The 12681-nt window shown below is 38.4% G+C and carries 10 protein-coding genes and 1 riboswitch; of the genes, 4 read left to right on the top strand and 6 right to left on the bottom strand.

Annotated elements, in window-relative coordinates; translation table 11 throughout:
- Positions 1–38: 38 nt before the first annotated feature.
- Entirely contained in the window at positions 39–1922 is a 1884-nt protein-coding gene (htpG, locus tag QBE53_01590) for a molecular chaperone HtpG (protein WZL81818.1), read from the top strand.
- A 48-nt stretch (positions 1923–1970) separates the two neighbouring features.
- Here the strand turns inward: htpG and QBE53_01585 are convergent, their stop codons facing one another.
- Positions 1971–2888: a methylenetetrahydrofolate reductase gene (locus tag QBE53_01585; GenBank protein ID WZL81817.1), complete on the bottom strand. Its 918-nt coding sequence runs from the start codon at positions 2886–2888 to the stop codon at positions 1971–1973.
- A gap of 192 nt (positions 2889–3080) precedes the next feature.
- Here QBE53_01585 and metH point away from each other — a divergent pair, with 192 nt between their 5' ends.
- On the top strand, positions 3081–6731 hold the full coding sequence (metH, locus tag QBE53_01580) for a methionine synthase (protein ID WZL81816.1): 3651 nt from the start codon (positions 3081–3083) through the stop codon (positions 6729–6731).
- A 100-nt stretch (positions 6732–6831) separates the two neighbouring features.
- Here metH and QBE53_01575 read toward each other — a convergent pair whose 3' ends face one another.
- Complete coding sequence (locus QBE53_01575) at positions 6832–7341, bottom strand: lecithin retinol acyltransferase family protein (protein ID WZL81815.1); 510 nt, start codon at positions 7339–7341, stop codon at positions 6832–6834.
- A gap of 25 nt (positions 7342–7366) precedes the next feature.
- Complete coding sequence (locus QBE53_01570) at positions 7367–8587, bottom strand: sensor domain-containing diguanylate cyclase (protein WZL81814.1); 1221 nt, start codon at positions 8585–8587, stop codon at positions 7367–7369.
- Positions 8588–8732: 145 nt separating this feature from the next.
- Positions 8733–8910: riboswitch (Lysine riboswitch) on the top strand.
- A 74-nt stretch (positions 8911–8984) separates the two neighbouring features.
- Here QBE53_01570 and dapA point away from each other — a divergent pair.
- Together dapA and dapB are read left to right on the top strand one after the other, a co-directional pair.
- Positions 8985–9875 carry a 4-hydroxy-tetrahydrodipicolinate synthase gene (gene dapA / locus QBE53_01565; protein ID WZL81813.1) on the top strand — a complete coding sequence of 297 codons (891 nt, stop codon included), beginning with the start codon at positions 8985–8987 and terminating at the stop codon, positions 9873–9875.
- Positions 9872–10627: a 4-hydroxy-tetrahydrodipicolinate reductase gene (gene dapB / locus QBE53_01560; protein WZL81812.1), complete on the top strand. Its 756-nt coding sequence runs from the start codon at positions 9872–9874 to the stop codon at positions 10625–10627. The genes dapA and dapB overlap by 4 nt, the downstream gene beginning before the upstream one ends.
- A gap of 131 nt (positions 10628–10758) precedes the next feature.
- On the opposite strand, the gene QBE53_01555 is transcribed toward dapB, so the two are convergent.
- The 3 genes from QBE53_01555 to floA are packed head-to-tail and all read right to left on the bottom strand — an operon-like array spanning position 10759 to position 12672.
- The gene (locus tag QBE53_01555; protein WZL81811.1) at positions 10759–11490 is read right to left on the bottom strand and encodes a LytTR family DNA-binding domain-containing protein; all 732 of its coding nucleotides are present in this window, start codon (positions 11488–11490) and stop codon (positions 10759–10761) included.
- Between the two features lie 6 nt (positions 11491–11496).
- Entirely contained in the window at positions 11497–11661 is a 165-nt protein-coding gene (locus QBE53_01550; protein ID WZL81810.1) for a hypothetical protein, read from the bottom strand.
- Positions 11662–11673: 12 nt separating this feature from the next.
- Entirely contained in the window at positions 11674–12672 is a 999-nt protein-coding gene (gene floA / locus QBE53_01545; GenBank protein ID WZL81809.1) for a flotillin-like protein FloA, read from the bottom strand.
- Positions 12673–12681 lie beyond the last annotated feature (9 nt).

Raw genomic sequence — 12681 nt, 5'->3', positions numbered from 1 at the left:
TATCATATATGTAGAATTTTAATCTACAGGAGGTTATTATGAGCAAAGAAAAAGGTAGTTTATCCATTCATAGTGAGAACATTTTTCCGATTATAAAAAAATGGCTTTATTCCGATCACGATATTTTTATGCGTGAACTCATCTCCAATGCCAGTGATGCTATGACCAAGATGAGAAAACTTGATGGAATGGGCGAATACAGCATTCCCGAAGGACACGACTTTAAAATTGATGTTCTCTTAGATAGCAAAGCAAAAACCATTACGATTAAAGATTCCGGTATTGGTATGACGGATGAAGAAGTTAAAAAGTATATCAACCAAATCGCTTTTTCCGGTGCTGAAGACTTTATTAATACATATAAGGACAAAGAAAACAAAGACCAGATTATTGGACACTTTGGTCTTGGTTTCTATTCTGCCTTTATGGTTGCACAAACTGTTGAAATCCACTCTCTATCCTATCAAGACGGTGCAAAACCTATTCACTGGACATGTGATGGTGGAACAGAGTTCGAACTTGAAGAAGGAACTAAGTCTGAGATTGGTACAGAGATTGTTCTTCACATAAGTGATGAAGGCAAAGAATTTTTAAACAGCTGGACACTACGTACAACTATTGAAAAATACTGTTCTTTTATGCCTTATCCTATCTACTTAACTGATATCCATGAAGAGCCCAAAAAAGATGACGATGGGAACATTATCGCTGATGAACCCAAAATGTTAAACGACCCTGCACCACTGTATCTAAAAAAAGCCAGCGAATGCGAAGACGAAGAATATAAGGAGTTTTATCGTAAGACATTTCTTGATTACAAAGAGCCGCTGTTTTGGATTCATTTAAACATGGACTATCCATTCCGTCTCAAAGGGATTTTATATTTTCCACGTCTTGGCAATGAATTTGACACAATGGAAGGACAAATTAAGCTCTTTAACAGCCAGGTCTTTATTGCAGATAATATCAAAGAAGTCATTCCTGAATTCTTACTATTGTTAAAAGGTGTTATTGATTGTCCTGACCTTCCTCTTAACGTCTCTCGAAGCTTCTTGCAAAACGATGGGTTTGTCAAGAAAATCAGCGACTATATTGCTAAAAAAGTAGCTGATAAACTGAATAGTATCTTCAAAAAAGAACGTGAAGCCTATGAAGGGTACTGGAACGATATTCATCCATTTATCAAATTTGGTTGCCTACGCGATGAAAAATTCTACGAAAAAACAAAGGATATCATCCTATACAAAACTATCTATGATAAATTCACTACGCTTCCTGAATACTTAGAAGCCAATAAAGAAAAACATGAGAACAAGGTATATTATGTCACCGATAAAGTAATCCAATCTCAATATGTCAATATGTTCAAATCCCATGAGATGGATGCAGTTATCATGGATCACTCCATTGATCAACCCTTTATTAGTACGATGGAAATGAAAAACACAGATGTTAAGTTTGCACGTATAGATGCTGACCTAACAGATACATTAAAAGGTGAAGATACACATACTGAAGAAGAAGCTAAAGAACTTCAAGAAGCTCTTGAAGGTGTCTTCAAAAAAGCCTTGTCCAAAGACGATATGAAAATTCAAGTCGAAACCTTAAAGTCCAAGGACATCTCTGCCATGATTTTACTGGCAGAAGAGTCTCGACGCATGCAGGATATGACTAAAATGTATGGTATGATGGGTATGGGCATGGGTGACTTACCTACCGAAGAGACACTTGTACTGAATAAAAATAATACTTTGGTTCAATATATTCTTGAACATAAAGATGATAGTACAAAAGACGATGATGTTAAACTTTTCTGCGAGCAACTCTATGATTTAGCTATGATTAGCCATAAGACATTAGATCCTGAAAAGATGTCCGCATTCATCACACGTAGCAACAAAATCCTTGAAAAACTTATTTAAGTTGTTATAATACTTTTTAAAAAAATGTAGTGCGCTTTTAAAAGCGCACTACATTTTTTTTCGATTAATATATTCACGAATATCTTTTGCCAATTTTATTGATGCTTCAATCTCCACTTTACGAATGGATACACTTTCTACATTACATCCCACTGGTATTCCTAGCTCTTTTGCATATACTGATAATTCTGCGAAAAAAGCTTCAATAAGGTTTAAGGATTGATCAAGCATATCTTTGGCCCCAAGCAAGTCATCTTCAACCCACTTTGGCACTCGAATCCCTAACCACTTTATAAATTGCAGTGTCTTTGGCGAGCCGCATGGCGTCAGTGTAAAAATAATCGGTTTAATATCTAAATTATTTTCCTCAAAATACTTTTTGTAATCTCGCAAAAATGCTTTGCTTATAGATGCATCATATACACATTGTGAGATAAAATACTCACACCCTTGTTCTACTTTTCTTGCCAAGCGCTTGGGTTCATCACGTCGTTCAAAATGACGTTCCGGTATGACTACACCTCCTAGTAGTGGGGACTTTTCTGTTTGTTGAGCTTCTTCATAGGCTTCTCCAAGAGATATAGTAATCGCTTGACTTTTGGAAGCCGTCCCTACAAATACACTATATTGATCTTCTCCTGAATTGAGCCATCGGACAAAATCTTTTTTGTCATAGTTTCCAACACAGCGATAGACAATTTTTGGCATCTTAAGCACTTTGAGATACTCATTGGCATATATTGATGGATCAACCGTTTCGATAAAGTCAAAGATTCGCTTCTCATCCGTTCTATCACTTTCGTCTTGTATATCATAGATAACTAGCGCATCCACATTCAGCTGCTCTATCCGCTTGATTTGACGCGCGGCAATCTCTTGAATTTTTTCGTGAGAATGATGTGCTTTAGGCGGCGTAATTCCATAGGTTAACATTCCAAATTCCTTGTTGTTTATTTTGTTTTTCATCGCTTTCCCTTCCTAATTAAACTACTTTATCGTCTAAACATCTGCTCTTAGTATAAATGATAACCCACATCAACATCAAGCTATATTTGTCATTTGTTCTATCGATTGCCTAACATGAATCCTTTTTGTCGGATAAATATTGCTATTCTTGTGGATATGCTTTATTATATAATACAATCAAAGGAGGCAGATATGATGACAACTTTTCTAAACACACTCCGTCAGCGTATTCTTATATTAGATGGCGCTATGGGAACGGAAATTCAAAACTATAAACTTGATGAAGCCGACTATCGCGGAGCGCGTTTTATAGATCACCCTGTCAATCTAAAAGGGAACAATGATATTCTTGTCTTGACGCGCCCCGATATTATAAAAGACATTCACCTAAGCTATCTTAACGCTGGTGCCGATATTATTGAGACCAATACCTTTAATTCAACTTCAATCTCACAGAGCGATTATGATACTGAAGCACTCGCCTATGAGCTTAATTATGAAGCCGCAAAACTAGCAAAAGATACCCTCACAGCCTATTATAAAACCAACTCTAGAACCTGTTTTGTCGCGGGAAGCATCGGTCCGATGAATAAGTCCTTATCCATGTCCCCAAAAGTTGAAGATCCTAGCTATCGAAGTGTTCATTTTGATGATGTCAAACAATCTTACATCACTCAAATCGAAGGCTTAGTTGATGGTGGAGTAGACCTCTTACTTATCGAGACGATTTTTGACACCCACAATGCCCGCGCTGCACTCATGGCCTGTGATGAAGTCTTTCATGCACGAGGTATTGAACTTCCCATTATGCTCTCCGGAACCCTAACTGATAAAAGCGGACGTACCCTCTCCGGTCAAACCTTATCCGCTTTTCACGCTTCAATGCAAAACAAAAATGTTATCAGCATCGGTTTAAACTGTGCCTTTGGGGCAAAAGACTTAATTCCATATGTCAAAGAACTGGCAAAAATCACGCCACTCTATGTCAGCATCCACCCCAACGCCGGACTTCCAAATCAATTAGGGGCCTATGATGAATTGCCTGAACAAACAGCTGAATTTATACATCAATTAGCTAAAGCCGATGCGTTAAACATCGTTGGAGGATGTTGTGGAACCACGCCATCGCACATTAGGGCTATTGCTGATTTGCTCAAAAACTATGCCCCCCGAGTTCCTAAAAAACCGTCCATTAAAACCCGTATCGCCGGATTAGAAGAACTAACTATCGATGCACAACTCAACTTTATTAATATTGGTGAGCGTACCAATGTCGCTGGCTCAAGAAAATTTGCCCGCTTAATTCGCGAACAAAAATATGAAGAAGCTTTAGACATCGCCAGACATCAAGTAGAAAACGGCGCCCAAATTATCGACGTCAACTTTGATGATGGACTACTCGATGGTAAAAAAGAGATGGCAACCTTTCTCAAACTTATTGCATCTGAACCTGATATCAGCCGTGTCCCTGTTATGATTGATTCATCAAAATGGGAAATCATCGAAGAAGGACTCAAATCCATTCAAGGTAAACCCATTGTCAACTCAATCAGTTTAAAAAATGGCGAAGACGAATTTTTATATCAAGCCGGTATCATTCAAGCATTTGGAGCTGCTGTTGTTGTTATGGCTTTTGATGAACACGGGCAAGCCGATAGCTTTGAACGTAAGATTCAGATTGCTAAGCGCGCTTATGACCTTCTCGTTAATCGTCTAGGCTTTAACCCGGCAGACATTATCTTTGACGTCAATATCTTGGCCATTGCTACAGGAATTACTGAACACAATCGTTATGCCATTGAATTTATTGATGCCGTAAGATGGATCAAAAAAAATCTCCCCTACGCCAAAACCAGCGGTGGACTAAGCAATCTCTCTTTTTCATTTAGAGGTAATAACGTCATTCGTGAAGCTATGCACTCTGCCTTTTTATTCCACGCCATTCAAGCGGGTCTGGATATGGCTATTCTCAATCCGGGAATGATCCAAATCTATGATGATATTGATCCACAACTTTTAAGTAAAGTCGAAGATGTTCTTTTTGATCGCCAAAAAGATGCTACCGATGCTTTACTAGATTATGCTGCCACCCTTACGACACAAGGGTCTGAAACTAAGGAAAAAGCTGTTGACACATGGCGAACCCTACCCGTAACCGAACGCTTAAGCACTGCCTTGATCAAAGGAATTACCACCTATATTGATGAGGATTTGGCTCAGGCAAGGCAAGAACTTCCCAATGCTATCTCCATCATCGAAGGACCTTTGATGGATGGCATGAGTATTGTCGGCGACTTATTTGGCAGCGGGAAAATGTTCCTTCCCCAGGTCGTTAAAAGCGCTCGTGTCATGAAAAAAGCTGTCGCCTATTTACTCCCGTTTATTAAAGAAGAAAATGTAAAAGGTGCGTCAACCAGTGCCGGAAAAGTACTTATGGCAACCGTCAAAGGCGATGTCCATGATATCGGAAAAAATATTGTTAGCGTCGTACTTGAATGCAATAACTTTGAAGTCATTGACCTTGGCATTATGGTTCCACCTGAACAAATCATCGCGACAGCCATAAAAGAAAATGTGGACATGATTGGATTAAGTGGACTCATCACCCCATCACTTGATGAGATGGCAACAATGGCAAAAATGATGGAAGAAAATAATTTTTCCATTCCCCTACTAATTGGTGGTGCAACGACATCTATGCTACATACAGCTCTTAAAATTGCGCCCAATTATAGCCACCCTGTTGTATATTCTCAAGATGCCACCAAAGGTGTAGAAGCAGCTAAAAAGCTTCAGGACCAGCAGCATCATAAAGCTTTTGTAGATTCCATGTATGAAGAGTACGACCGTGTCAGCCAAGTATCTAAAAAACATGTATCCAAATTACTCGATTACAATGAAGCCGTAGCATTAAAAGAAGCGCTTTGCTTTGATGACTCAACTATACATAAACCTAATTTTATCGGAATCAAAAAAATACAAGCTACAATACCGGAACTAATCCCATATATTGATTGGACATTTTTCTTTACCGCCTGGGAAATGAAAAAGCGCTTTCCGGATATCCTCGAAGATCCAACTATCGGGAAAGAGGCTAAAAAATTATATGATGATGCACTAAAACTCCTTGATCAATTAACAATCGACCAAAGTTTAACTGCTGAGGGTGTTCTAGGTATTCATCCCGCCTATGCTAAAGGTGATGATATCATCATCACCACACCCGATGGTGATTATTGTTTACATAATTATCGTCAGCAAAAGGAGAATTCTGCGCATCTTTGCCTCTCGGACTTTATCGCTCCCTCATCTGCCGGTATAACCGATTACATCGGTGGCTTTATCGTCACCGCAGGTATTGGTGTCGAAAAACTAGTTCAGACTTATCATGAGCACCACGATGATTATAACAGCTTACTTGTTCGTGTTCTTGCAGACCGCCTAGCTGAGGCCTTTGCCGAGAAGCTTCACGAAGACGTTCGAAAGCATTATTGGGGATATGCTGCAGATGAAGTTTTAAGCAAAGAAGATCTCCTACAGGCCAAATATCAAGGAATACGACCAGCCTTTGGCTATCCTTCCCTTATCGATCATTCTGAAAAGCTGACACTTTTTGAGTGGCTTCATGCAGATAAAAATAGCCAAGTGACATTAACCGAAAGCTATATGATGGTTCCTGGTGCAAGTGTTAGCGGTCTCTACTTTGCTCACCCACGCTCCAGATATTATGATCTTTTCCACATCGGCAAGGATCAAGTAACAAGTTATGCACAAAGAAAAGGCATCTCTGTGGAAGACGCTGAAAAACAGATTCGTACACGTATTCGCTATGAAAAAGCATAAACTAAGCCCATCATAAAATACTATAGACCTTTATATAAAAAACAGGTACCGTCAGGAGAATTCAAATCAAGCTCCTTACTGTACCTGTTTTAGATTATGCTTATTCATTAAAAAAATTTTTTAAAAGTATACGTCCCATATAGTTACCCACAGCAAGTGTTCGCAAAAAGATAATCTCTGATGCAGGAAAATAATTATATAAAATGGACTGTCTTGCACTACGAACTCCCGTCGCACACCATCTTGCAAAATGTTCACAATTATTATCCTTAATACTGTATCCGCCAAAATCTGAACCCACATGATTTAACGCTCTTCGCACAACTTCATCTCTTGAAAAAGAATATTCTAAATTCGCCACATGCCCTAGCGTTCCATCTTTTAAAAATTCTTCCATTGAACTTTCAATCACCCGACATTCATGTCGGCTCCAAAAACTATCGCCTTGAAAATGGACTACTCGTCCATATCCAATATCAATCCCATAATGACGATACTTTGCTGTACGAAAAATGATATAATCGATTCTTTTCGAATTTGGATTTGCCCGTTTTTCAACAGACTTCCACAATAACGGCTTACGCTCCACATATATTATGTCACCAAACATGTCTTCTCCTCATAGTCAAAAGTATCTAGTGTAAGTTAGTATACTCTTTTTTCTCTCGTTTATTATTGTACATCCGATCATCCGCTATTTTTAACAACTCATCATAATTAATGGTCTCACTCGGATATTCGACAAGGCCATAGCTAAAACTAACACTGATAGGCGGACCTTCGTTCATAATCGATTGATTCTTTAAATAATGCTTCAAATCATCCAGTATCACCCTTACTTCTAGCGGTGTGTGCTTTGGAAAAATGATAATGAATTCATCTCCACCATATCTTGAGATAATATCATCCTTACTAATAAAAATTTTTGTGTTTTTTACAAAACTTTGAATCAATGCATCACCGACATCATGACCATACATATCATTAACCGCTTTCAAGTTATTTAAATCAATTGAAACCAAGACAAATGGGGTCTTTGCTTTCATTAGACGTTTTAGCTGTTCACGTCCATATCTACGATTACATATATTGGTCAGTTCATCATAACGGGACATAACAAGATTTAACTCCATTGTTTCATACATTTGGACAAACTTGGATACTTCAAAGGCAAACAGTTCCAATATCTCAATATCACTACGATCAAAAGCATTATGATCTGTTGAATCCAAGCTAATCATCCCAATGACATGCTGGCGCAATTTGATTGGCGCTGTAATAGAGGAATTCACTTTATCCGTTCCGGCTTTTTTTAATAACTCAATCTGAACGCTATCCATATATCCTTGATTAAGTTGATGTATGTCCTTAATCACTACCGTTTTATCCATCTTGCCATCTGTCAATTTATATAGACCCGTCTCTTCGGCTCGAAGTTGAATCAGCTCAAGATATTCATGATTAAATCCTTTGGACGTTTCAAATACATAGTATTCATCATGCTTTAATAAAATTGAGCCCATCTTTCCCGAGGGTATGGATTTTAACGCCGCTTCCAGTATTTTATCATAAATCTCTTCTTTATTTTCAATTCCCGCAAGTTCCTTAAGAAGCTCATAGAGTATTGTGGTTGTATCCAAATTCCGATCAAATCGTCTTAATGTTAAAAACAGATTGGTATAATCCCTAAATATATATCCGACCGCATAAATAATCAATATCCAATTCGTCACAAAGATGAGGAAAAATTTTCCTGTCGGATGCTCAAACATTGTATATTCATAGATATAATAACTTAATAATAGTTGACATATAATCAATATTATAATAATACCAAAAATACGCTTAAGCTTCATCGAATATCACCTCAATTCTTCTCTATCATTTTACTATATACCTAGTGATATTTCAAAGAAATATGCTATAATTATTAAAGAAAAGATCTAATTGACTTTTATTTCTAGTAGTGTTATTCTATTGTTGATATAAGAACATCAACTATTTGTTGGTAGAGGTGCATGTTTAATCAGTAGGATAATGGAGATACACAGGTATTTTTGATATTTTCTGAAAGGTAAATATGCCGAAGGAATATAGTCCTGTGACTTTAGATCCTGGTTTTTAAGTTAAAAGCTTACTAACTGTCATCTTGTACACAAGATGGAGTGCTACCTGTGTATCGTTACACCAATAATTCGATTATGGTAACGCACAGTCAGCACATGCTGACTTTTTTTTATGAAGGAGGATACTATGACTTTATTTACAGGTTCAGGGGTCGCTATCGTTACACCCTTTAATGAAGATTATTCTGTTAACTTTGACAAGCTTCACAAACTTATTGATTGGCAAATCAGCGAAGGTACTGATGCCATAATTATCTGTGGAACTACCGGTGAAGCTTCTACAATGAATGATGAGGAACATCTCGCATGTATACGCGCTGCTGTTGAGGTAACCAATAAGCGTGTTCCTGTTATTGCAGGAACCGGAAGCAACGATACCCAACACGGGATTTATCTATCCAAAGAAGCCGAGCGTTTAGGTGCTGATGGTTTATTACAAGTTACACCTTATTATAATAAAACAACTCAACGCGGACTTGTCGCACATTTTGGGGCCATTGCCAATAGCGTAAACATTCCGATTATGTTATATAATGTCCCTAGCCGCACCGGAATGAATATTGAAGCAAGCACCCTAAAAGAACTGACTCAATTTGAAAATATTGTGGCTCTAAAAGAGGCCAGTGGTGATATCGGTCATGTTATGAATGTTGTAGCCGAGCTTGAAGGCAAGCTAGACTTATACTCTGGTAATGACGATCAAATCCTTCCCCTTCTTAGCCTAGGTGGTAAAGGTGTTGTCTCTGTAGTAGCCAACATTCTGCCAAAGCAAACACATGATATTGTAGAGCATTATCTTAATTGTCGCTTAGAAGAAAGCTTACACACGCAATTATCCTTACATTCTATTATTACCAACCTTTTTTCCGAAACCAATCCTATCCCCGTAAAAGAAGCTATGAATATGATGGGAATGGAAGTTGGTCCATGTCGACTGCCCTTATACGAAATGGCACCAAGCAATAAAGCTTTATTAAAGCAAGCCCTCCTTGATTATGGAATTGAGGTGCAAGAATGATAAAAGTTATTATGCATGGATGCAACGGACAGATGGGGCATACCATTTCAAAACTCGTTGCTGATGACCCGGGTACACAACTTGTTGCAGGAATTGATTTAGACACTACAAAGCATTTTGACTATCCGGTGTTTAGCTCGTTAGAGGCTTGCGATGTTGATGCTGATGTCGTGATTGACTTTTCCGTCGCTCCAGCTGTCATCCCAATGTTAACTGCAGCCATTGACAAAAACATCGGTGTCGTTGTCTGTACTACCGGCCTTAATGAAGAACAGGTTGCCTTTGTCCACCAAGCAGCATTAAAGATCCCTATTCTTTTTTCAGCCAATATGTCCCTTGGTATCAATCTAATGGCAAACTTAGTCAAGAAGGCTACCCAGGTGCTTACAGGTGCAAATTTTGACATTGAAATTATTGAAAAGCATCATAATCAAAAGGTGGATGCCCCAAGCGGCACAGCACTTTATATTGCTGATTCCATCAATGAAGTTCTTGATGAAAAATATAGCTATACCTATGATCGTAGTCAAGAACGCATCAAGCGTCCAAAAAAAGAAATCGGAATACATGCTCTACGTGGTGGGACCATTGTTGGTGAGCATCAAGTAATCTTTGCCGGCAAAGATGAAGTTTTTGAAATTAACCATATTGCTCAATCCAAGGAAATTTTCGCCGTTGGCGCCGTTAACGCAGCCAAATACCTTGCCCATCAACCAAAAGGAATGTACTCCATGGGCGATGTTATCGAATAATTCTCATATTATTTTATGGGATGCCATATTAAAAGCCATATTAAAAGCAGATGCTGCAGCCAAAGCTGTACATGCATCTGCTTTTTTGATTTTTATTTTTTTGACAGAAAGCTTTTTGTCACGCACTCAACTTATAGTGGATTAAAAATTGTTTCAAGAATTTTTGCTTTTTCTTTGGTCAACAAAGCGTCTTTCTTCGTTCCTTTTAATTTAACCACATAAGTCCATCGACCATATACATTTAATTTTTCTATTTTATCCAAACGTACAATGTAGGATTTATGCGTGCGTAAAAATTCATCTTCCGGTAAAATAGATTCAAGTTCAGCCAGGGATTTGTTTATACTATAATGTTCTTTTGCTGTAACAATAACCGAGCATCTATTCTCACGTTCAATCATGAGAATCTCTTCAGGACGTATGACGACCATCCCATCATGGACTTTGAGGAGTAGATCATTGTTAATGGCTTCAACTTTTTCTTGCTTTACTTCATCCATCTCACTAATAAAATGGCGCATTCGATTAATCGTTTGTGTCAACCGTTCTAACTTAAACGGTTTGACCATATAATCGAACGCATATAGTTCAAATGCATCCTGCATATACCTTTCATATGCGGTGACAAAAACAATGATGCACTTTGGTTGAATATCCAATATCATTTTTGCCGCTTCAATACCGTCAAGCTCCGGCATATCTACATCTAAAAAAACAGCATCGAATTTTTCATTTTCAAAGGCTACCACAGCTTTACTTCCACTATCTACTTCACATGCAACATTGATATCCTCATGTTTTTCTAACGCTTTTCGAAGAACAAAGCGCATGCTTTTGTCATCATCTGCAATTAATACTTTCATTGTCAACTACCAACCTTTCGGCTTTCCTAATACTTCACTATATATTATTCCGCGTTTTAGATCTTTTTTTGAAGCGCCTTTTAAAAGGGGATGCTTCAATACTTTTTTCTTTTGTTCCTGGTTATAATCCACCTCTGAATAATGCTTATACTCCTCAGATCTTTTTTTCATGGTATGCACCACCTATTCTTCACTGCCTTCGCTAATGGCTTCTCGCATTGCAGTATCCGACTTAATGTTCTCCATTCGATAATAATCCATGATACCCAATTGTCCATTTTCAAATGCTTTGGCAATCGCTAACGGAATCTTTGCTTCTGCTTCGACAACTTTTGCACGCATCTCTTCAACCCGTGCTCGCATTTCTTGTTCTTGGGCAATAGCTATGGCGCGTCGTTTTTCTGCGCGTGCCTGTGCAATTTGCTTGTCAGCTTCAGCCTGCTCGATTTGAAGGCGGGCACCGATATTCTTACCTAAGTCAATATCTGCAATATCAATGGATAAAATCTCAAATGCCGTTCCTGAATCCAGTCCTTTGCTAAGAACACGCTCCGATATTGAATCCGGATTTTCTAAAACTTCTTTATGACTTTCGGCACTACCTACTGTTGTTACAATACCTTCACCAACACGCGCAATCACTGTCTCTTCACCTGCACCACCCACGAGGCGATCAAGGTTTGCGCGAACGGTTACTCGTGCAATAGCTTTAACTTCTATACCATCTTTTGCCACTGCGATAACTGCCGGTGTTTCAATGATTTTTGGCTTAACGCTCATGCGTACCGCCTCTAGTACATCTCTTCCTGCAAGGTCAATGGCCGCTGCACGTTCAAAGCTTAATTCTAGCTTCGCTCGGTGAGCTGCAATAAGCGCGTCAACAACTCGCCCTACTTTCCCTCCCGAAAGATAATGGGATTCTAATTGATTAATAGATACATCTAAACCTGCTTTGGTTGCACGGATAAGCGGTAGTACAATATTGGATGGTTTTACACGACGTAACTTCATTCCAATCAGTGTAATAATCCCTACTTTTGCATTGGATGCAATAGCCGCTATCCATAAACGGATTGGTATGACACTAAAGAAAATAGCAAGGATTAATACAACCAAACCAACAATAACCAATGTTCCTAATTCCTGAGGCAGATTAGCCACTCCCAATGTAAATATTCTCATATAAAACCC

It is taken from the genome of Vallitaleaceae bacterium 9-2, from assembly GCA_038396585.1.
Taxonomy (GTDB): Bacteria; Bacillota; Clostridia; order Lachnospirales; family Vallitaleaceae; genus UBA1351.
Note: the sequence above shows the minus strand (reverse complement) of the source record. Positions and strands in the feature narration are given on the sequence as shown.